This window comes from Arthrobacter sp. Y3221159 (assembly GCF_059089885.1).
The window spans coordinates 39,714-60,013 of record NZ_JBNHFC010000007.1 but is presented as its reverse complement, the minus strand read 5'-3'; the positions used below and the strand labels follow the sequence as shown (position 1 = coordinate 60,013).

20 protein-coding genes are annotated in these 20,300 nt (G+C 66.7%); 17 read left to right on the top strand and 3 right to left on the bottom strand.

Annotated elements, in window-relative coordinates; all coding sequences use genetic code 11:
• Positions 1 to 82: 82 nt before the first annotated feature.
• The 4 genes from AC5RT3_RS08960 (at position 83) to AC5RT3_RS08945 (ending at position 4,776) form a co-directional block, all read left to right on the top strand.
• A complete protein-coding gene (locus AC5RT3_RS08960; RefSeq protein WP_494123999.1) occupies positions 83 to 2,980 on the top strand; it encodes an FtsK/SpoIIIE family DNA translocase in 2,898 nt (965 codons plus the stop codon).
• A 22-nt stretch (positions 2,981 to 3,002) separates the two neighbouring features.
• A complete protein-coding gene (gene pgsA / locus AC5RT3_RS08955) occupies positions 3,003 to 3,647 on the top strand; it encodes a CDP-diacylglycerol--glycerol-3-phosphate 3-phosphatidyltransferase (RefSeq protein ID WP_494051576.1) in 645 nt (214 codons plus the stop codon).
• Complete coding sequence (locus AC5RT3_RS08950; RefSeq protein ID WP_494051577.1) at positions 3,644 to 4,123, top strand: CinA family protein; 480 nt, start codon at positions 3,644 to 3,646, stop codon at positions 4,121 to 4,123. Before pgsA ends, AC5RT3_RS08950 begins: the two co-directional genes overlap by 4 nt.
• Positions 4,124 to 4,323: 200 nt before the next feature.
• On the top strand, positions 4,324 to 4,776 hold the full coding sequence (locus AC5RT3_RS08945) for a helix-turn-helix domain-containing protein (protein WP_494010421.1): 453 nt from the start codon (positions 4,324 to 4,326) through the stop codon (positions 4,774 to 4,776).
• Positions 4,777 to 4,877: 101 nt separating this feature from the next.
• Here the strand turns inward: AC5RT3_RS08945 and AC5RT3_RS08940 are convergent, their stop codons facing one another.
• Positions 4,878 to 5,405, bottom strand: coding sequence for a MarR family winged helix-turn-helix transcriptional regulator (locus AC5RT3_RS08940; protein WP_494123998.1), 528 nt, complete (start codon positions 5,403 to 5,405; stop codon positions 4,878 to 4,880).
• A 41-nt stretch (positions 5,406 to 5,446) separates the two neighbouring features.
• Here AC5RT3_RS08940 and AC5RT3_RS08935 point away from each other — a divergent pair, with 41 nt between their 5' ends.
• The 6 genes from AC5RT3_RS08935 (at position 5,447) to dapF (ending at position 11,088) form a co-directional block, all read left to right on the top strand.
• Positions 5,447 to 5,671: a DUF3046 domain-containing protein gene (locus tag AC5RT3_RS08935; protein ID WP_009358653.1), complete on the top strand. Its 225-nt coding sequence runs from the start codon at positions 5,447 to 5,449 to the stop codon at positions 5,669 to 5,671.
• A 210-nt stretch (positions 5,672 to 5,881) separates the two neighbouring features.
• Positions 5,882 to 6,937 carry a recombinase RecA gene (gene recA / locus AC5RT3_RS08930; protein ID WP_494051578.1) on the top strand — a complete coding sequence of 352 codons (1,056 nt, stop codon included), beginning with the start codon at positions 5,882 to 5,884 and terminating at the stop codon, positions 6,935 to 6,937.
• A gap of 144 nt (positions 6,938 to 7,081) precedes the next feature.
• Positions 7,082 to 7,567 (top strand): regulatory protein RecX, encoded by a 486-nt coding sequence (locus AC5RT3_RS08925; protein ID WP_494124039.1) that lies wholly within the window; start codon positions 7,082 to 7,084, stop codon positions 7,565 to 7,567.
• 42 nt (positions 7,568 to 7,609) lie between these two features.
• Entirely contained in the window at positions 7,610 to 9,169 is a 1,560-nt protein-coding gene (miaB, locus tag AC5RT3_RS08920) for a tRNA (N6-isopentenyl adenosine(37)-C2)-methylthiotransferase MiaB (RefSeq protein ID WP_494123997.1), read from the top strand.
• Between the two features lie 3 nt (positions 9,170 to 9,172).
• Complete coding sequence (miaA, locus tag AC5RT3_RS08915) at positions 9,173 to 10,069, top strand: tRNA (adenosine(37)-N6)-dimethylallyltransferase MiaA (RefSeq protein WP_494123996.1); 897 nt, start codon at positions 9,173 to 9,175, stop codon at positions 10,067 to 10,069.
• Positions 10,070 to 10,143: 74 nt separating this feature from the next.
• On the top strand, positions 10,144 to 11,088 hold the full coding sequence (gene dapF, locus AC5RT3_RS08910; RefSeq protein ID WP_494123995.1) for a diaminopimelate epimerase: 945 nt from the start codon (positions 10,144 to 10,146) through the stop codon (positions 11,086 to 11,088).
• On the opposite strand, the gene AC5RT3_RS08905 is transcribed toward dapF, so the two are convergent.
• The gene (locus tag AC5RT3_RS08905) at positions 11,069 to 11,683 is read right to left on the bottom strand and encodes a class I SAM-dependent methyltransferase (RefSeq protein WP_494051582.1); all 615 of its coding nucleotides are present in this window, start codon (positions 11,681 to 11,683) and stop codon (positions 11,069 to 11,071) included. The genes dapF and AC5RT3_RS08905 overlap by 20 nt on opposite strands.
• A 448-nt stretch (positions 11,684 to 12,131) precedes the next feature.
• Between AC5RT3_RS08905 and hflX the strand changes: the two genes are divergently transcribed.
• Together hflX and AC5RT3_RS08895 are read left to right on the top strand one after the other, a co-directional pair.
• Positions 12,132 to 13,712, top strand: coding sequence for a GTPase HflX (hflX, locus tag AC5RT3_RS08900; protein ID WP_494123994.1), 1,581 nt, complete (start codon positions 12,132 to 12,134; stop codon positions 13,710 to 13,712).
• Positions 13,705 to 15,762 (top strand): ATP-dependent DNA helicase, encoded by a 2,058-nt coding sequence (locus AC5RT3_RS08895; RefSeq protein ID WP_494123993.1) that lies wholly within the window; start codon positions 13,705 to 13,707, stop codon positions 15,760 to 15,762. The genes hflX and AC5RT3_RS08895 overlap by 8 nt, the downstream gene beginning before the upstream one ends.
• 72 nt (positions 15,763 to 15,834) lie before the next feature.
• On the opposite strand, the gene lexA is transcribed toward AC5RT3_RS08895, so the two are convergent.
• Positions 15,835 to 16,569: a transcriptional repressor LexA gene (gene lexA, locus AC5RT3_RS08890; RefSeq protein WP_494051585.1), complete on the bottom strand. Its 735-nt coding sequence runs from the start codon at positions 16,567 to 16,569 to the stop codon at positions 15,835 to 15,837.
• A 437-nt stretch (positions 16,570 to 17,006) separates the two neighbouring features.
• Between lexA and AC5RT3_RS08885 the strand changes: the two genes are divergently transcribed.
• The 5 genes from AC5RT3_RS08885 to AC5RT3_RS08865 all read left to right on the top strand — a co-directional run bounded on the left by AC5RT3_RS08885 (position 17,007) and on the right by AC5RT3_RS08865 (position 20,262).
• Complete coding sequence (locus tag AC5RT3_RS08885) at positions 17,007 to 17,420, top strand: LysM peptidoglycan-binding domain-containing protein (RefSeq protein WP_494051586.1); 414 nt, start codon at positions 17,007 to 17,009, stop codon at positions 17,418 to 17,420.
• Between the two features lie 113 nt (positions 17,421 to 17,533).
• Positions 17,534 to 18,652, top strand: coding sequence for a histidinol-phosphate transaminase (locus AC5RT3_RS08880; RefSeq protein ID WP_494123992.1), 1,119 nt, complete (start codon positions 17,534 to 17,536; stop codon positions 18,650 to 18,652).
• A 63-nt stretch (positions 18,653 to 18,715) separates the two neighbouring features.
• Entirely contained in the window at positions 18,716 to 19,342 is a 627-nt protein-coding gene (gene hisB / locus AC5RT3_RS08875) for an imidazoleglycerol-phosphate dehydratase HisB (RefSeq protein ID WP_133349866.1), read from the top strand.
• Positions 19,339 to 20,103, top strand: coding sequence for an imidazole glycerol phosphate synthase subunit HisH (gene hisH / locus AC5RT3_RS08870; RefSeq protein WP_494123991.1), 765 nt, complete (start codon positions 19,339 to 19,341; stop codon positions 20,101 to 20,103). The genes hisB and hisH overlap by 4 nt, the downstream gene beginning before the upstream one ends.
• Positions 20,104 to 20,262 (top strand): hypothetical protein, encoded by a 159-nt coding sequence (locus tag AC5RT3_RS08865; RefSeq protein ID WP_494010407.1) that lies wholly within the window; start codon positions 20,104 to 20,106, stop codon positions 20,260 to 20,262. It begins immediately after the preceding gene.
• Positions 20,263 to 20,300: the final 38 nt, after the last annotated feature.

Below are 20,300 nucleotides of genomic sequence, written 5' to 3'. Positions count from 1 at the left end.
CCTGTTGCGTCCGCGGCAGGCATGGGCGGCCCGGGCCCTGATATCCCCGGAAAACCGGCCTCGTTCCGGTAGCGTGGCTATTATGGCCACACGTACTACTTCCGCGCGCAGTGGAACAGCCAGGGGCAGCTCCAGCAGTAAATCCGGCAGTTCCACGGGCCGCGGTTCCGGCTCGGCCGCATCCAAGTCCGGCCGCGGTGGAGGCTCCACCAGCACGGCCCGCACGCGGCAACTCCCCGCCGTCGAACACCACCAGCCCTGGCTGCTGCGGGTGGTGGGGGGCGCCTGGCTCGGCGTGGGCCACCTGGTGGGTGGGGGAGTGCGGCGGATCGGCCACGACGTCAGCGACCTCCCCGCCGAAGAGCGGCGCGACGGCGCAGCCCTGTTCAACCTTGCCCTCGGCGTCTTCATCGCCACCTTTGCCTGGTGGGGGCTGACCGGCTGGTTCCCGGATGCCGTCCATGCCGTGGTCAACGGCACCTTCGGCTGGATGTCCCTGCTGCTCCCGCTGATGCTCTTCGCTTGCGCCTTCAGGCTCTTCCGCCAGCCCACCGACGGCCGCGGCAACAACAGGGTGGGCATTGGCTTCCTCATCATGACCTTCGCCGGCTGCGGGCTTGCCCACATCCTGGGCGGGCAGCCGACGGTGGCGCAGGGTTTCGACGGCCTGCGCCAGGCGGGCGGCATGCTGGGTTTCCTGGCGGCCACCCCGCTGGCAGCCATCCACCAGGCAGTGCCGCTGGTCCTCTACGGGCTCCTGGCATTCGTATCGCTGCTGATCATCACCGCCACGCCTTTCACCGCCATCCCCCGGCGGCTGCGCGGTGCCTACGAGCACCTCATGGGCATCGACCTGATGGACCAGGACCAGCAGGACAAGCACGACCGCAGCTACCTTGAACGCCCGGCGCCGGCTGCGCCCAAGAAGAAGAAACGGCGCCTCTTCGGCAAGGACGAGGAGCCAGACGCCGGCCTCGACGGCTACGTGGGTGACGAAGCGTTCGAACACGCCGTGATCGACGACGACGACGATTCCCCGGCTCCGCGCCCCGCCCCCGGCGTCCGCCGACCCACGCAGGCCGAGATCGCCGTCGAGAAAATCAAGGCCGCCCAGGGCCTGGGTGCGGCCGGCGCTGAAGCTCCCGCGGATGCCACCGAAGCCATCCCGATGATTACCCCGGGTATGGCGGCCGGTGCGGCGGCGGCACCCGCGAACGCTCCCCAGGTTCCCTCCACCCCGGTGGCGCCTGCGCCGCCACCCACCCCGATTCCACAGCGCACGGAACAGTTGTCCTTGGCCGGGGACGTGACGTACACGCTTCCGGCGTCGGACTTCCTGACACCCGGCTCCATTCCCAAGGAGCGCACCGAAGCCAATGACGCCGTCGTGGCAGCCCTCACCGACACCCTCCAGCAGTTCAACGTGGACGCCACCGTCACCGGCTTCAGCCGCGGCCCCACCGTCACCCGCTACGAGATCGAGCTGGCGCCAGGCACCAAGGTGGAGCGGGTCACCGCCCTGTCCAAGAACATCTCCTACGCAGTCGCCTCCAGCGACGTGCGGATCCTGAGCCCGATCCCCGGCAAGTCCGCCATCGGCATCGAGATCCCCAACACGGACCGTGAAACCGTCTCCCTGGGCGACGTCCTCCGCAGCCAGAACGCCCGGCGCACCGACCACCCCATGGTGATGGGCGTGGGCAAGGACGTGGAGGGCGGCTATGTGGTGGCCAACCTCGCGAAAATGCCCCACCTGCTGGTGGCGGGCGCCACCGGTGCGGGCAAGTCGTCCTTCGTGAACTCCATGATCACGTCCATTCTCATGCGGGCCACCCCTGACGAGGTCCGAATGGTGATGGTGGACCCCAAGCGCGTGGAACTGACCGCCTACGAGGGCGTACCCCACCTCATCACCCCCATCATCACCAACCCCAAGAAGGCCGCCGAGGCACTCCAATGGGTGGTGCGCGAGATGGACGCCCGCTACGACGACCTCGCCAACTACGGATTCAAGCACATCGACGACTTCAACAAGGCCGTCCGGGCGGGCAAGGTCCTGCCGCCGCCGGACTCCAAGCGCGTCATCCGGCCCTACCCCTACCTGCTGGTGATCGTGGACGAGCTCGCGGACCTCATGATGGTGGCACCGCGGGACGTGGAAGACTCGATCGTCCGCATCACCCAGCTGGCCCGCGCCGCCGGCATCCACCTGGTCCTGGCCACCCAGCGTCCGTCCGTGGACGTGGTGACCGGCCTCATCAAGGCCAACGTGCCCTCCCGCATGGCCTTCGCAACCTCGTCCGTCACGGACTCCCGCGTGGTGCTGGACCAGCCCGGCGCGGAGAAGCTCATCGGCCAGGGCGACGCGCTCTTCCTGCCCATGGGCGCCTCCAAGGCCATGCGCGTTCAGGGCGCCTGGGTCTCCGAGTCCGAGATCCACAAGGTGGTGGAACACGTCAAGACACAGCTGCAGGCCGTGTACCGCGACGACGTTGCCCCCGAGGCGGAAAAGAAGCAGATCGACGACGACATCGGAGACGACCTCGAGGTGCTGCTGCAGGCCACCGAACTCGTGGTCACCACGCAGTTCGGCTCCACGTCCATGCTCCAGCGCAAGCTCCGGGTCGGTTTCGCCAAGGCGGGCCGCCTCATGGACTTGCTGGAATCCAGGGGAGTGGTGGGCCCGTCTGAGGGCTCCAAGGCCCGCGACGTCCTGGTGAAGCCGGACGACCTCGCCGCAGTGCTGGCGGCCCTGAAGGGACAGGAGACTCCTGCCGCCGCAGACTCCCAGACTGCCGCCCTCAGTGACAACGCCAACGCAAACATAGCCCAGGGCGGCTACGCCGAGGACCTGGTGGCCGCGGACCTGGACCAGCGGAAGCAGAAGGCTGAATATTACGACGGCTCCGATACCGCGCCGGGAGGCTACGGCGATGACGACGACGGGTCCGAAGACGCTTGGTCCCTCACCGGGCGCTAGCCGGGGAATGTAGCCTAGACAAGTGACTAGCACCGATGCAACCGCCGCCGGCCCTGGCCGTGCCGGGGTCTGGAACCTTCCCAACGTCCTGACCATGATCCGCATCGCGCTGGTGCCGTTCTTCGTCTGGTTCCTGGTCGCCGACGCGCCAGGACTCCGCAGCGAGTCCGGGCTGTGGCGCTGGGCGGCGGTGCTGGCGTTCGCCGTCGCGATCTATACAGACAAGCTCGACGGCGACATCGCAAGGAGCCGGAACCTCGTCACCGATTTCGGCAAGATCGCCGATCCCATCGCCGACAAGCTCCTCACCGGCTCGGCGCTGGTCATGCTGTCCCTCCTTGGTGAGCTGCCCTGGTGGGCAACGCTCGTAATCCTGGTCCGGGAGTGGGGGATTACCGGGCTGCGGTTCTTCGTGATCCGCTACGGCGTGATCCCCGCATCGCGCGGGGGCAAGCTCAAGACCGTGGTGCAGACCGCCGCCATCTTCCTCTACCTCCTGCCGCTGGGGGCCTTCGCGCCCTGGCTGGCCTGGGTTGCGTTCGCCGTGATGATGGCGGCCGTGGCCATCACGGTCTGGACCGGCGTCGAGTACGTCGTTCAAGCGCTCCGCCTCCGGTCCCGGGGCAAGAAGCAGGCCCGCGCCAACCTTGGACAGGAAAAGCCATGACCAACCTCCATCACCTCGCGGCGCAGGCAGTCCGGCAGGCACTCGAAGAGGGGCGCACAGTAGCCACTGCGGAATCACTGACCGCAGGCATGGTGACGGCTGTCCTGGCGGATACGCCAGGTGCGTCCGGCATGCTGCAGGGGGGCGTGGTCGCCTACCAGAACTCCGTGAAGGAGTCCGTCCTCAAGGTCCCGTCTGACCTGTTGGCCCGGGCCGGTTCCGTGGACGGGGACGTGGCCCGCGCCATGGCCGAAGGTGCACGGACAGTACTGGACGCGCATGTGGGCCTTGCCACTACCGGTGTTGCGGGGCCGGACGGGCATGACGGGAAGCCGGTGGGCACCGTATACGTGGGGGTGGCCACCGCTGCCGGAACAGCGGCCTTTGAATATTCGTTCGAGGGGAACCGCGCGGAGATCCGCGGACTGGCGTGTGGGGCGGCCCTCGAGCGGCTCCTCGAAGCGCTGTCCGGCTGAGGCGGGGGCGTTCCAAGGCGACCCAGTTCCATGCCATTGGAACAGGCCAAGTTACCGGACGTAAAGTTACGGGGAACAAAAGCCGGTACCGATTAGTTATTACATTGTGTCGCTTCCGAAGAGCGGAGGCGCCTAGGATGAAATGACCACACGGTTCGCTTCAGGGCGGACCGGACCAATGAGGGAGCAAGGCGATACAGATGGTAAAGCAGCCCGTATCCGTAAACGGCGTTGTCCGCTGGAAGGATGTGGGCCTCGCCGATCAGGGTAAGAGCGAACAGAAGGAGCGCAAGATGGTTGTACTTCGTCACGAAATTGGTGATGTCCTGCGCGATGTCCGCCAGCGTCAGGGGCGTACGCTCCGTGAAGTTTCGCACAGCGCCCGTGTCTCCCTTGGATACCTCAGCGAAGTGGAGCGCGGCCAGAAGGAAGCGTCATCGGAATTGTTGTCCTCGATCTGCTCGGCACTGGACGTTCCGTTGTCCAGCATGCTCCGCGAGGTGAGCGATCGCGTTGCAGTGGCCGAAGGCGTCACCGTGCCGGACACCGTTCCGCAGGAATTCTCGCAGCGTTACGGCCGCGACCTTGAGCGCGACCTCGACACTGAACTTAATGGCGAACTTTCCGACGGTCTGCTCTCCGGCGCCCGCTAAGGGCGGCCCCACCCGTTGGTGGGCCTTGGAACGTTGTGAAGCCCCCGGCCACAGGCCGGGGGCTTCCGTCGTTCACGTGCAAACCCATACAGGGGGTTCCGTCAGCCTTCCTGGCTGGCTGCTGCGCCGGGAGCGTCCTTGGGGAAGCCGTCCCGCTCGTACGTCGCGTTCAGCTTGGCCATGTACCGAGCCAGTTCCTCGAGGTCCTGGACCGGCCACTCGCCGAGCCGCTCCCGGAAGACCTGCCGCCGGGCATCCTGCACCTGGTGCATCTTCTCCTCGCCCTTCGGCGTCAGCCGGATTGACTGGGCGCGCCCGTCGAGCGGGTCGGCTTCCTTGGACACCAGGCCGATGCTCTCCAGGAACGCAATCTGCCGGCTCACCGACGGTTTTCCCACTCCGATGCTCATGGCCAGTTCTGTCAGGCGGATAGGGCCCTCGCGGCGGATCACGGTCAGCAGGCCGTAGGCTGCGGGCTCCATGTCCGGGTGCACCTGCCGGGACAACTGGTTGGTGATGGCCCGGCCCCGCCGCCACAGGAGGGTGAGCTGGTGTTCAACGTTGTTCAGCGCAGCATCTGTGGTGGCGTCGGCGCCGTGGTCCGGCAGGGCGTCGGGGGAGTTGCTCATGGCAACAATTCTAAGGTCCGGAGCCGTGAGAGAATTTTCTGATGCGACTCAGTGACTACTGGCGGCTGATGGATGACGAGTTCGGCGCAGGCTACTCCCGCGTGCTGAGCAGCACCCTGGTCCTGGCGGGCGTTGGCGGCAGGACCGCAGACCAGGCACTCGCTGCCGGCATCGAACCGCGCAAGGTATGGCTGGCCGTCTGCGACGTCCAGGATGTTCCTGCCGAACGCCGGCTGGGCCGCGACATCAAGCCGCTGCGGGACTGACTGCTCAGCCTCGGTAACCGCCGGTATTTTCCCCTGACACGCCGCCAAGCTGTTCGAATACCTGTTCGGATAAAGCTATGCTTTTTCGTAACGGGTTATCCACATAGCCGCCATTACCCGGCCGGAATGTCAGTGGGTCCCCCTAGCGTCAGAGATGACCAATAAACGGCCGCGAAGGCCACCATCGAGAAAGCATTAGAGGTGTCAACCATGGCGGCAGCCCCGGATCGTGCAAAAGCGCTGGAAGCAGCGCTGGCCCAGATTGACAAGCAATTCGGCAAGGGCTCGGTCATGCGCCTGGGCGATGAAGTCCGTGCGCCCATCGAAGTGATCCCCACCGGCTCCATCGCCCTGGACGTCGCACTGGGAATCGGCGGGCTGCCGCGCGGCCGCGTGATCGAGATCTACGGGCCGGAGTCCTCCGGTAAGACCACCGTCGCCCTGCACGCAGTGGCCAACGCCCAGCGCGCCGGCGGCATCGCAGCCTTCATCGACGCCGAGCACGCCCTGGACCCGGACTATGCCGCGAAGCTCGGCGTGGACACCGATGCACTCTTGGTCTCCCAGCCGGACACCGGTGAGCAGGCGCTGGAGATCATGGACATGCTGGTCGGATCCGGCTCGCTGGACGTCATCGTCATCGACTCCGTGGCCGCCCTGGTGCCGCGCGCGGAAATCGAAGGCGACATGGGCGACAGCCACGTCGGCCTGCAGGCCCGGCTCATGAGCCAGGCCCTGCGTAAGATCACCGGCCGGCTGAGCCAGACCAAGACCACCGCCATCTTCATCAACCAGCTGCGTGAAAAGATCGGTGTCTTCTTCGGGTCGCCGGAAACCACCACCGGTGGTAAGGCCCTGAAGTTCTACGCCTCTGTCCGCATTGACGTACGCCGCATCCAGACCCTTAAGGAAGGCGCGGATTCGGTGGGCAACCGGACCAAGGCCAAGATCGTCAAGAACAAGATGGCCCCGCCCTTCAAGGTTGCCGAGTTCGACATCATCTACGGCCAGGGCATTTCCCGCGAGGGCGGCATCATCGACATGGGCGTGGAGCACGGCATCATCAAGAAGTCAGGCTCCTGGTTCACTTACGATGGCGACCAGCTGGGCCAGGGCATGGAGAACTCCCGCCGGTTCCTCCGTGACAACCCGGAGCTGGCAGCCGAACTTGAGCGGCTGATCAAGGAAAAGCTCGGCGTTGGCGTGAAGCCGGCGGAGGCGGAGTCCAAGGACTCCCCGAAACTGAAGGCAGTCGACGGGTTCTAGCAGTTGGCCGGATTTGAACAGGAGCGGCCCCGCAGCAGCGGGGGCCGCCCGGGGCGGGCCCGCCAGGCACCCCCTTCATTGGGGGAGCTGGGCGGGCCCGGCGACCCCCACGCGCCCAATTTCGGCGATCCCGAGCCCGATCCCGTGTCCGTCGCACAGGCCATCGTCTACCGGCAGCTGACAGCCTCTGCCAAGAGCCGGCTTCAACTCGCGCGCAAACTGGCCGAACGGAACATTCCCGAAGACATCGCAGAGGCAGTACTGGACAGGTTCGAGGAAGTCCGGCTCATCGACGACGCCGAATTCGCCGATATGTGGGTCCGCAGCCGTTCCCAGTCCCGGAAACTGGCCAAGGGTGCACTCCGGCGTGAGCTCACTGAGAACGGCATCGACCAGGACACGGCCACCGCCGCCCTGGAGCAGCTGACGGACGCCGATGAAGAGGCTGCCGCCCGATCCCTGGTGGAGCGGAAGATCCGGCCGGGAACGGACCTGACAGACCGCGCCGAACGCGACAAGGCGGTCCGTCGCCTCGCGTCCATGCTTGCCCGCAAGGGCTACCAGCCCTCCCAGGCGTTCCGGATCGTGAACGAGGTCCTCGAAGCCCGCGGAGCCCCGGACCCCGACTAGGGGCCACGAAACCGTACTTGTAACAGCCGGTACCCTTAATAGGTGAGTTTGACCATTCCTTCCTCCTTTTCCGGTGCCCAGCCCTCCGAAGAGGCCGGGTCCCTGCCGCACGACGCCGCGCCCAAGGCACGCACCTACCAGGTGCGCACTTTCGGCTGCCAGATGAACGTGCACGACTCCGAGCGCATGGCGGGCATGCTCGAGGATGCAGGCTATGTTGCTGCTGACGGCGAGCAGGCGGACGTGGTGGTATTCAACACCTGTGCGGTCCGGGAAAACGCCGACAACAAGCTCTACGGCAACCTCGGGATCCTGGCGCCGGTCAAGGCTGCCAATCCCGGTATGCAGATCGCGGTGGGAGGGTGCCTGGCCCAGAAGGACCGCGAAACCATCCTGAAGAAGGCGCCCTGGGTGGACGCCGTCTTCGGAACCCACAACGTCGGCGCCCTGCCCGCGCTGCTGGACCGCGCCCGGCACAACAACGAGGCGCAGCTGGAGATCCTGGAATCCCTGGACGTGTTCCCGTCCACGCTTCCCACCAAGCGCGACTCGGTCTACTCCGGGTGGGTCTCCATCTCCGTGGGCTGCAACAACACATGCACGTTCTGCATCGTCCCGGCTCTTCGCGGCAAGGAGAAGGACCGCCGTCCCGGGGACATCCTCGCGGAGATCCAGGCACTTGTGGACGACGGTGCCATCGAAGTCACGCTGCTGGGCCAGAACGTCAACTCCTACGGCGTGGAATTCGGCGACCGGCAGGCATTCTCCAAGCTCCTGCGCGCCTGCGGCCAGATCGAGGGCCTGGAACGCGTCCGTTTCACCAGCCCCCACCCCGCAGCTTTCACCGACGACGTGATCGATGCCATGGCGGAAACACCCAACGTCATGCCGCAGCTGCACATGCCGCTGCAGTCCGGTTCGGACAGCATCCTCCGGGCCATGAAGCGCTCGTACCGGTCCACGAAGTTCCTGGGCATCCTGGACAAGGTTCGGGAGAAGATCCCGCATGCGGCCATCTCGACGGACATCATCGTCGGATTTCCGGGCGAAACCGAGGAAGACTTCCAGGCCACCCTGGACGTCGTGGAACAATCGCGGTTCGCCACAGCCTTCACCTTCCAGTACTCCAAACGCCCCGGCACCCCGGCCGCCGACCTGCCCGACCAGCTGCCGAAGGCCGTTGTGCAGGAGCGGTTCGAACGGCTCACCGCGCTGCAGGACCGGATCGCCGCCGAGGAGAACCGCAAGCAGCTGGGCCGCCGCGTGGAAGTGATGGTCACCGCCCAGTCCGGCCGCAAGGCGGAAGAAACCCACCGGCTGTCCGGCCGGTCCCAGGACCAGCGCCTGGTGCATTTTTCCGTTCCGGACGGTGCGCCCGCACCACGCCCGGGAGACCTCGTTACGGTCACCATCACTGAGGCTGCCGCCTTCCACCTGGTCGCGGACCCCACGCCGGAGGACTACAGCCTGCGGCGCTCACGGGCCGGTGACGCCTGGGACAGGTCGCAGGCAGACTCCTGCGGCGCCCCGGCACCCGCTGCGGGCGCCGGCCGCAAGGGCGTCTCCCTGGGCATGCCCTCACTGCCGCTGCGCACTCCCTGACAGGTGGGCACTCCGCCAGTCATCGCCGTCGTCGGTCCCACCGGTTCCGGCAAATCGGACCTCGCCGTCAGCCTTGCCCTGGAGCTGGACGGCGAAGTCATCAACGCTGACGCCATGCAGTTCTACCGCGGCATGGACATCGGCACGGCAAAAGTCACCGTGCCGGAGCGCAGGGGAGTCCCGCACCATCTCCTGGACATCCTGGAGGTGACGCAGGAAGCGAGCGTCTCGGAGTTCCAGCAGCAAGCCCGGCAGCTCATCGACGAAATCCATGCCCGCGGAAAACGGGCCATCCTGGCCGGCGGGTCCGGGCTCTACGTCCGGGCCGCGCTGGATGTCCTGGACTTTCCGGGCACCGACCCACAGCTGAGGCAGCAGCTCGAAGCGGACCTTGCCGCCACCGGCACCGCTGCCATGCTGGCCAGGCTGCGGGCCGTGGACCCGGTCTCGGCAGGCCGGCTCTCCGATGACCGGCGCATCATCCGGGCACTGGAAGTCCACCAGCTCACCGGCCGCCCTTTCAGCTCCTTCATGCCCCGCCGCGAGTACGTCCACCCCGCCGTGCAGGTGGGCCTCGCGGTGGACCGGGACATACTACGGGAACGCCTGGCCCTGCGGGTGCACGCGATGGTGGACAAGGGGCTGCTGGCCGAAGTCCGCCGGCTGGACGCCCAGGGCCTCCGCCACGGCAAGACAGCATCCCGCGCCCTCGGCTACTCCCAGTTCCTGCAGGTCATCGACGGTGAAGCGACCGTCGCAGAGGCCGCGGAAAGCACCATCGTGGCCACCCGCCAGTTCGCCCGCCGCCAGCTCACCTGGTTCGGGGCGGACCCCCGGATCAGCTGGCTGGACTGGCAGGACCCGCAACTGGTGGAGCGTGCCGCGGACCTCTGCCGCTGACGGGTTCCAGCCGGCGCTTCAGTGCCGGGCAGCCGGTTTCGGGCCTGCCGCAGCCGGCCGGTAACCTTGGAAGCATGGACGCAACCCTCGCAGAGACCACCGGCCCCGCCTTCCGCACGCTGGGCGGGCTGCGCTTTTCGAAGGGGCATGGTACGGGCAACGATTTTGTCCTGGTGGCTGATCCCGAGGGGGAGCGCACCATCACCGCGGGCCAGGTGGCTGGCCTGTGCGACCGGCACCGCGGCATTGGCGGAGACGGCCTGATCCGGGCGGTTCCCTCCCGCCTGCTCCCCGAAGGCCGCGACCTGCTGGCCACGGTCCCCGAGGCCGAGTGGTTCATGGACTACCGGAACGCCGACGGCTCCCTGTCCGAAATGTGCGGCAACGGTGTCCGTGTCTTCGTCCACTTTCTCCGGGCCGAAGGCCTGATCGACCTTCCCGACGGCGGTGCACTGACCATCGGCACCCGCGGCGGGGCCAAGACCGTGGTCCGTACCGGGGACGAGTACGCCGTGGACATGGGCCCCTGGGAGTTCATCTTCCCCGGTAAAGCCACAGCCAAAGCCATGGATTCGCTGGTCACCGCGGACGGGCTGGAGGTCCCGCGGCCCGCGCTGTCCGTCAGCATGGGCAACCCGCACACCGTTGTGGCCCTCGCAGAACTCTCCGAACTCGCGGGGACCCGGCTCTTCACGGCACCCACCGTCGAACCCATTCCTGCCAACGGCACCAACGTGGAGTTCGTTGTCCCGGCTGAACCGCTCATCCACGACGGCGTTGGTTCAGTCACCATGCGCGTCCACGAGCGGGGTGTCGGCGAGACCCAGTCCTGCGGAACGGGAGCCTGTGCTGCCGCCGTCGCCATCCGCCACTGGGCCGGCGCAGAGGCTCCGGACACCTGGCGGGTCCACGTGCCAGGCGGGGTAGTAGGCGTGAAATTCTTCGCCGGACCGGCCGGCCACGAGCATGTGGAACTCAGCGGCCCGGCCGTCATCGTGGCTACCGGGACTCTTTCCTGACTTTCAGGATGCGGAAGGACTTGGACGTGGACTCGCGGGTCACCCTGAAGGAATGGTCCAGCTCCCCGGCGAGCCAGCGCTGGAGGGAATCCGAGCCCAGGTTCTTCTGAACCACCAGCCACGCAGATCCACCGGGCGCGAGCCGCGGCAGCCACAGTTTCAGCAGCGAGTGAAGCTCGTCCTTGCCGATCCTGATAGGCGGATTCGACCAAATCGTGTCAAACCTTAGGTCCGGATCAACTGCGTCGGGCGTGCTGGCCACAACGTTCGCCAGCCCGAGAGCGGCAGCATTTTCATTTGTCAGCGTGATGCAGCGTTCGTTCACGTCCACGGCGTACACATGTGCGTGCGGGGCACGCAGCGCCATGGTGAGCGCGATGGGTCCCCAGCCGCAGCCGATGTCCAGCAGATTACCGGTGGGCGCGGGCGCCGGAACCTCAGCCAGGAGGACCGCCGTCCCCTTATCGATGCCGTCAGGGCTGAAGATGCCGCTGGAAGTCTGCAGCCTGCGGGTTTCGCCGGCGAGCTCTACTGTGAGGGGCTTTCTGGTGAAGGGGCCGGCGGGGGATGCGCTGAAATAGTGTGCGGACTCCATAACTGGCCAGAGTAGTTCCCCTTGCAGCGTAAAGGGAAACTGCGGACGCGGGGCCTCTGCTATGGTGGAGGGCATGTTCCTGATCTTCGAGTAGCCGGTACGGGCACCGCCCGTCCCGCAGTCCGTCCTCCAGCGACGGCCAGTCCCACGGCGACGCAGGTTTTCATCACCTTCCGCTTGTGCACCGGACCAGACCCAACATGTCTGTTCCGGCAGCCGGACAATACTCGAAAGTCAGCATCCGCTGGTCTTCTCGCCGATTCTCCGGCACGTTCCCGCTCCGCCGCCTTCCGTGATGCGGCACCCGCGCCCGCGGCCGCCTTCGGCCCGCCGGCGCCCAACATCCCAGGAGAACTGCATGACCGCAGGCCGTCAGCCCAGCGAGAATACTTCCCCACAGACCAGCAATCGGCACTATTCTGGAACTGCCGAATCTTCAAAGGAGACCATGACCAGCCAGCCCAACACCGGATCCGAACCAGCCGCCCAGGACATGAGCCCTGCGGAAATCCAGGCTGTGATCGACCGGATTCTCTCCAAGGACGTACCGGCCAGGAATCTCAGCACGCCCCGCGGAGAAGAACGCGGCAACGGCAAGCCCGTGCTGGGTGCGGCACAGGCCATCTCCCGCCTGGACGAAGAGCACACCACGTTCGACGGCGACCAGCAGGACCTTGAGGAACGCCGCGCCCTCCGGCGCACCGCCGGCCTCTCCACCGAACTGGTAGACGTCACCGAGGTCGAATACCGCCAGCTGCGCCTGGAGCGCGTGGTCCTGGCCGGGCTCTGGTCCGAGGGAACCCTTGCCGACGCCGAAAACTCGCTCCGCGAGCTTGCGGCACTTGCCGAGACAGCCGGTTCAGAGGTGCTGGACGGCCTGGTGCAGCGCCGGGACAAGCCGGATCCCGGTACGTTTCTGGGCTCCGGAAAAGCCCAGGAACTCAAGGACATCGTGATGTCCACCGGCGCGGATACCGTGATCGTCGACGCCGAACTTGCCCCGTCCCAGCGGCGCGGGCTTGAAGACATCGTCAAGGTCAAGGTGATCGACCGCACTGCCCTGATCCTGGACATCTTCGCCCAGCACGCCAAGAGCCGGGAAGGCAAGGCACAGGTTGAGCTCGCGCAGCTCGAATACCTGCTTCCCCGCCTCCGCGGCTGGGGTGAGTCGATGTCCCGCCAGGCCGGTGGCCAGGTGGGTGGCGCGGCCGCCGGCATGGGCTCCCGCGGCCCCGGTGAGACGAAGATCGAACTGGACCGCCGGCGGATCCGCACCCGCATGGCCAAGCTGCGGCGCGAAATCGCCGCGATGAAGCCGGCCCGCGAAACCAAGCGCGCCAACCGCCGTCGTAATGCCGTTCCCTCCGTGGCCATCGCCGGGTACACCAACGCCGGGAAGTCTTCCCTGCTGAACCGCCTGACGGACGCGGGCGTGCTGGTCGAAAACGCCCTGTTCGCCACGCTGGACCCCACGGTGCGCAAGGCCGAAACGGCGGACGGTCTGGGGTACACCCTGGCGGATACGGTCGGTTTTGTCCGGTCCCTGCCCACCCAACTGGTGGAGGCCTTCCGTTCCACGCTGGAGGAAGTGGCTGACGCCGACCTCATCCTGCACGTAGTGGATGCCTCACACCCGGATCCCGAAGGCCAGATTGCTGCCGTCCGCAAGGTCTTCAGCGAGGTGGATGCGCGCAAGATCCCGGAGATCATCGTGCTGAACAAGGCCGACGCAGCGGACCCCTTCGTGGTGGAGCGGCTTAAGCAGCGCGAGCCGCGCCACGTGGTGGTTTCGGCGCGTACCGGAGAGGGGATCGCGGAACTGCTCCGCGTAATCAGCGAATCCATCCCGCGGCCCAGCGTCAAGATGGAACTGCTCCTTCCCTACAACCGCGGCGACCTGCTCAGCAAACTGCACGACTCCGACGCTGAAATCATCAGCCTTGACCACGTCGAGGCAGGTACCCGGGCCGTCGTCATGGTGCGGGAAGGCCTAGCGGCCGAACTGGAACCCTTCGCCGCAAATGACTGACCTCGTGGCCGGCGAAGCCACGGAAACGGCCGGCGGGCAGCTCGCCATCGAGCTGCTCGACCGGGCCGTTGCCGCCATGGGCGGGCAGAGCCGCACCGGGCAGCACGAAATGGCCAGGCAGGTGGCGCGCGCCATCGAAACGGGGAACCACCTGCTGGTACAGGCGGGAACCGGAACCGGCAAGTCCCTCGCGTACCTGGTTCCGCTGATTGCCCACGCCCTCGAAAGCAACAAGCCTGCCCTGGTTTCCACCGCCACGCTGGCACTGCAGACGCAGATCGTGGGCCGGGACCTGCCCCGCCTCCTCAAGGCGATCACTCCTGCCCTGGAGCGGCCGGTGAAGGTGGCACTGGTCAAGGGCCGTTCCAACTACGTCTGCCGGCACAAGCTCGAAGGCGGGTTCCCTTCGGAGGAGCCCGCCGAGGGGCAGCTGTTTTCGCTGGGGGAGGACACCAGTGTTCCCCATTTTGCCGCAACGGTCGGCGGTCCCGCCTCGCAGCTTGGCAAGGAGGTGGTGCGGCTGCGCGAGTGGGCGGAGAAGACCGCCACCGGCGACCGCGACGAACTCCTTCCCGGTGTGACCGACCGCGCCTGGCGGCAGGTCTCGGTGACCTCGATGGAATGCCTGGGTTCACAGAAGTGCCCCCTGGCTGCGGAATGCTTCAGCGAGCTGGCACGCCAGGACGCGGCCGAGGCCGACGTCGTGGTCACCAACCACGCCATGCTGGCTGTCAGCGCCTTCGAAGGGCTGGCCGTCCTGCCAGAGTATGACGTTGTGGTGGTGGACGAGGCCCACGAGCTGCAGGACCGGGTCACGGGAGCCGTCACCGGCCAGCTCTCCGTGGCCATGGTCCACGCCGCCGCCTCCAGCGCGCGGAAGCACACGGCCATCACCGTGGACGCCCTCAACGCCGCCGCCGCCAACCTCGAACTGGCCCTCGCGGGCGCGCCGAACGGGCTGCTGCCCAACGGCCTGAACGACGAACAGCTGGACTGCATCGACCAGCTGCGTGAGGCCTGCCGCGCGGCGCTGTCCGATTCCAAGGGGGACAGCAGCACGACGCCCGACGGCGGGAGGCAGCTTGCGCGGTCCCGCCTGATGCTCATCCTGGAATTGTGCGAGCGGCTGCTTGCGGCCCGGGACAACAGGGAAGTGGTGTGGTTCTCGCGTGCCAGTTCCTTCGACCCCGGCCAGGGGTATTCGCAGCCCGACGAATCCGCGCCCGTGCTGGTCAACATCGCGCCACTGTCCGTGGCAGGCCGGCTGCGGGAGGGCCTCTTTGCCGATCACACCGTGATCCTGACATCCGCCACCCTGGCCATCGGATCAGCGTTCGAGCCCGCCGCCGGGGGTCTCGGCCTGGTGGGAGACGGCGCCCCCAGCTGGACCGGCGTGGACGTGGGCTCGCCCTTCGACTACCCGAAGCAGGGCATACTGTACGTTGCCGGCCACCTGCCCAAACCGGGCCGGGGCGCATCGCCGGAATCGCTGGCCGAATTGGAGGCGCTCATCCGCGCATCCGGCGGCGGGGCGCTCTGCCTGTTCTCCTCACGGCGCGCCGCCGAGGAAGCAGCCGAGGCGCTTCGCCCCAAGCTCGGTGTGACAGTCCTTTGCCAGGGCGATTCCACCATGACGGCCCTGGTCAAGCAATTCGCCGACGAACCGGACACCTGCCTGTTCGGAACCATGTCCCTGTGGCAGGGAGTAGACGTCCCCGGCGGATCGTGCCGGCTGGTGGTCATCGACCGCATTCCGTTCCCGCGGCCCGACGATCCGCTCATGACGGCGCGGTCCCGTGCGGTGGCGCAGGCGGGCGGCAACGGGTTCATGTCGGTGTCCGCCACCCATGCCGCCATCCGGCTGGCCCAGGGGGCAGGCCGCCTGATCCGGTCCACCGGCGACAAGGGAGTGGTGGCGGTGCTGGATTCACGCCTTGCCACCGAGCGCTACGCCGGGTTCCTGCGGGGGGCTCTGCCCCCGTTCTGGGCCACGACGGACCGGAAGACAGCGGTAGCAGCCCTTGAGCGGCTGGCCGCGGAGGCCCACTGACAGACGGCACCCTCCCGTGAAAGGGGAAGGTGCCGTCTTTTTCGAACTATAAAGTTGTTGGTCCTGCTCTCCCTAGAGCGAGCGCAGGACCGAGACCACTTTGCCCATGATGGTGGCGTGGTCGCCAAGAATCGGTTCGTACTGGGTGTTCTGCGGGAGCAGCCAGGTATGGCCGTCACGCTGGCGGAAGGTCTTGACCGTGGCCTCATCGTCCAGGAGCGCCGCCACGATATCGCCGTTGGCGGCATCCGCCTGGCGCCGCACCACCACCCAGTCACCGTCGCAGATGGCGGCGTCCACCATGGAATCGCCCGCCACCCGAAGCATGAACAGCTCGCCCTGTCCCACCAGCTGGCGGGGGAGCGGCATGACGTCCTCCACCAGTTGGTCGGCCAGGATGGGACCGCCGGCGGCGATCCGGCCGACCAGTGGCACCATGGCGGTGTCCACTGCGGTGGGCAGCTCCGTTACTGTGGCACCCGCGTCCTGGGGCAGCGAAACCGAAGGACCGCCGGTCTTTGCGGGTCCGCCATCCAGTGTGAGAGGCGTGAGTACCTCCATGGCCCGGGGCCGCTTCGGATCCCGCCGGAGGTAGCCCAGCTTCTCCAGTTGTGAGAGCTGGTGGGTGACGCTGGACAGGCTGGCCAGACCCACAGTGTCGCCAATTTCGCGCATCGAGGGCGGGTAGCCGTTCTCGTTGACCGAGCGCTGGATGGTTTCCAGAATTTTCTTCTGCCGCGGCGTGAGCCCCTTCGCGGCCCTTTTCGGCTGCGAGGCTGCCCTGCCCCCGGTGGCTGCTGCTGCCATATTCGCCAATGCCTTTCGGTTGCCACCGGGCTTTCCAAGGCTCCGGACTGGGTGACTTGCCCTTTTGTCAGACCCTGCTGATCAGCTTCAAGGGTGGTTGTTTCCTGTTTCAAAGCTAGGCCAGCCACTTTGCTTTTTCAAACATTTGTTCTAGCGAGTCTCGACATTATTCGTTGATAGGTGCTAAAACTGGAGAGGCAAAAGTTCGAATATGTGTTCTAGTCAAGTGCACGGTATTCGAAAACCGTTCGAATGCGAAGGCCGGAATGTCAGTGGTGCCGGGCAGGCTGGACCTCGTAAAGCAGGAAGTCACCAGTCCCCGCCCCCAGGCGGAGAACGCACCAAGGCATTAGAGGCACTAACGGCAGTACCGGCACTACAGGCACCACAGCACGATTTTTCCCCGGCAGCACAGGATGGTCCAGGAGGGCTCAGACATGTCAGCTATATCCGCTTCGCAGGCAAACGCTCCGCAGGCCTCTGCCCGGCAGGCTTTGCAGCACGCCACGCCCGGAACCCCGGGCGGCCCGGCGCCCCTGCCTCCCCTTCGTCTGACCCGGCGGGGAAAGATCGTCCTGATCGGTATCCCGCTTGTGCTGCTGGCGGCCCTGCTGCTGTCCCTGGCAGGGTTCTTTAACTCGCCGGCCAAGGCCTCCGACACTGCTGAAGACCTCACGGTGACCCCCACGGTGACCGTTACAGTCCAGTCCGGACAGTCGTTGTGGTCCATCGCTGGAACTGTCGCCCCCGACCGTGATGCCCGGGACGTGGTTGCCGACATCGTCCAGCTGAATAACCTCCCTGCAGGGGCGGTCTTGCCCGGCCAGCAGTTGTACGTCCCCACCAGCTGAGGCAGCGTCCGCCCCAACATGCGCCGGGTGCGGCCTTGCCGCAGGCCGCACGCCCAGCGCGAACACCGGCTGTCACATTTTCCGGTCTCCGGGACGGCCACTAAACTGTTCAGGTGAATGACCAGCTAGAGCGTCTGAACCGGCTTCCCCTCCGCAGCAACCTCCGCGGGCTGACCCCCTACGGGGCGCCCCAGCTGGATGTCCCCATCCTCCTGAACGTCAACGAAAACTCGCACGGCGTTCCGGCTGACGTCAGGGCCGCCATCACCGCAGCCGTGGCCGACGCGGCCACCAGCCTCAACCGGTATCCGGACCGGGAGTTCACCGACCTCCGTCGTGCGCTGGCCGAGTACCTGGGCCACGGACTGGACGCGTCCAACCTGTGGGCCGCCAACGGCTCCAATGAAGTGCTCCAGCAGATCCTCCAGGCGTTCGGCGGTCCCGGCCGCACGGCCCTTGGCTTCCCGCCCACGTATTCCATGTATCCGCTGCTGGCCAGCGGAACGGATACCGGATACATCAAGGGCCAACGCGCCGGCGATTACGGGCTGAGCGCCGAATCCGCGGCCCGCCAGGTGAAGGAACTCCAGCCCAACATCGTCTTCCTCTGCTCACCCAACAACCCCACCGGAACCGGTCTCGGGCTGGATGTGGTGGAAGCCGTTTACGAGGCCGGAGCAGCAAGCCAAACCATCGTCATTGTGGACGAGGCTTACCACGAGTTCGCCCATGACGGCACCCCCAGCGCATTGACCCTCCTGCCCGGACGGGAGCGGCTTATCGTTTCCCGCACCATGAGCAAGGCGTTTGCCCTCGCGGGTGCACGCCTCGGCTACATGGCGGCAGCCCCCGAAGTCACGGATGCCCTGCGCCTGGTCCGCCTGCCTTACCACCTGTCCGCCGTCACGCAGGCAACAGCGCTGGCGGCCCTGCAGCACCGCGAAGCCCTCATGGCCGACGTCGAAGACATCAAGAAGCAGCGCGACCGCATCGTCACCGAACTGACGCGGCTGGGACTCAAGCCCGCAGCCTCGGACTCCAACTTCGTCTTCTTCGGCGGCCTGGAGAACCCCCGCCAGGTCTGGCAGGAGCTGCTGGATGCCGGCGTGCTGATCCGCGACGTCGGGATCCCCGGCCACCTCCGCGTCACGGCAGGAACTGAGAGCGAAACCACAGCATTCCTCACCGCCCTGGAAAGCATCCTTGCCAGTCAGGCCGCGCTTCCCGCCTAGACTTGAAGTACCGGCGCTGGACGCCGTGCCACACTCCTTCTCCCGCAAAAAGGACACCTGACCATGAGTTCCACCGGATCGAACACGGCCGCGGCCCGGACCGCGCGCATGGAGCGCGCCACCAGTGAGTCGTCCGTGCTCGTGGAGATAAACCTCGACGGTACCGGCGTCTCGGACATCGACACGTCCGTGCCCTTCTACGACCACATGCTCACGGCGCTCTGCAAGCACTCGCTCATCGACATGACGGTCAAGGCCACCGGGGACATCCACATCGATGTCCACCACACCGTGGAAGACGTGGCCATCACGTTCGGTGAGGTGCTGCGCACGGCGCTGGGGAACAAGGCGGGGATCCGCCGGTTCGGCGAAGCCACCGTTCCCCTTGACGAGGCACTGGCCCACGCGGTCGTGGACGTGTCAGGCCGGCCCTACCTTGTGCACGGCGGCGAGCCTGCGGGCCAGGAGTACCACCTGATCGGCGGCCACTTCACTGGCTCCCTGACCCGCCACGTCTTCGAGGCGATCACCCTGCACGCCGGCATCTGCCTGCACATGAACGTCATCGCTGGCCGCGACCCGCACCACATCGTGGAGGCCCAGTTCAAGGCGTTCGCGCGCGCCCTGCGGGCAGCCGTGGAACCGGACCCCCGGGTGGAAGGCATCCCCTCCACCAAGGGTGCCCTGTGAGCGGCCAGGTCCTGAAGGACGGCGCAATTATCGATCCGTCCGCCAGCCGGAAGCTGCCTTCCCCTGAAGGAAAGCCCACCGTCACGGTGCTGGACTACGGTTCGGGGAACGTCCGCTCGGCCGTGCGTGCTTTGGAACGGGCCGGCGCCGAGGTAGTGCTCAGCGCCAAGCCCGAGGACGTCCTGAACGCTGACGGCCTGGTGGTCCCGGGCGTCGGCGCCTTCGAAACCGTCATGCGCGAACTGAAGGCCGTCGACGGCATCCGACTCATCGGACGACGGGTTGCCGGGGGCAAGCCCGTCCTCGGTATCTGCGTCGGCCTCCAGGTGCTCTTCGAGGCAGGCGTGGAACACGGCACGGAGGCAGAAGGCATCGGGGAGTGGCCCGGCAAGGTGGAACTCCTGCCCGCCGATGTGGTGCCGCACATGGGCTGGAACACCGTCAAGGTACCGGAAGGCTCGAAGCTCTTTGCCGGCGTCGAGAACGAACGCTTCTACTTCGTGCATTCCTACGGTGTGCAGGAATGGAACTTCGACGTCATCCAGCCGCGCATGGCGCCGCCCCTGGTCACCTGGTCCGAGCATGGTGCCCCGTTCATCGCCGCCGTCGAAAACGGCCCGCTTTGCGCTACGCAGTTCCACCCCGAGAAGTCGGGGGATGCCGGCGCGCGCCTGCTGCGGAACTGGGTGGAGGCCCTGCACCGGCCCGCGGCCCAGCCTGCCTCCGGCAGCCAGTCGGACCCGGCCGGCGGTCCTGCCTAGATGTGGTCCATTGTCCTGATGGGGCTGGCCGGCCTGCTGGTAGGCGGAGCCCTGTCCTTCCGGCAGCAGCACAAGCCGCTGTGGACACAGATATCGTTCTACGTCCTGGCGGGCATGTCCCTGCTGGCCGCCTACCTGCTGACGCTGCCGGCAACCTGAACGCGCCCCGCCAACCCCCGCACCCAACCCTGAGGAAG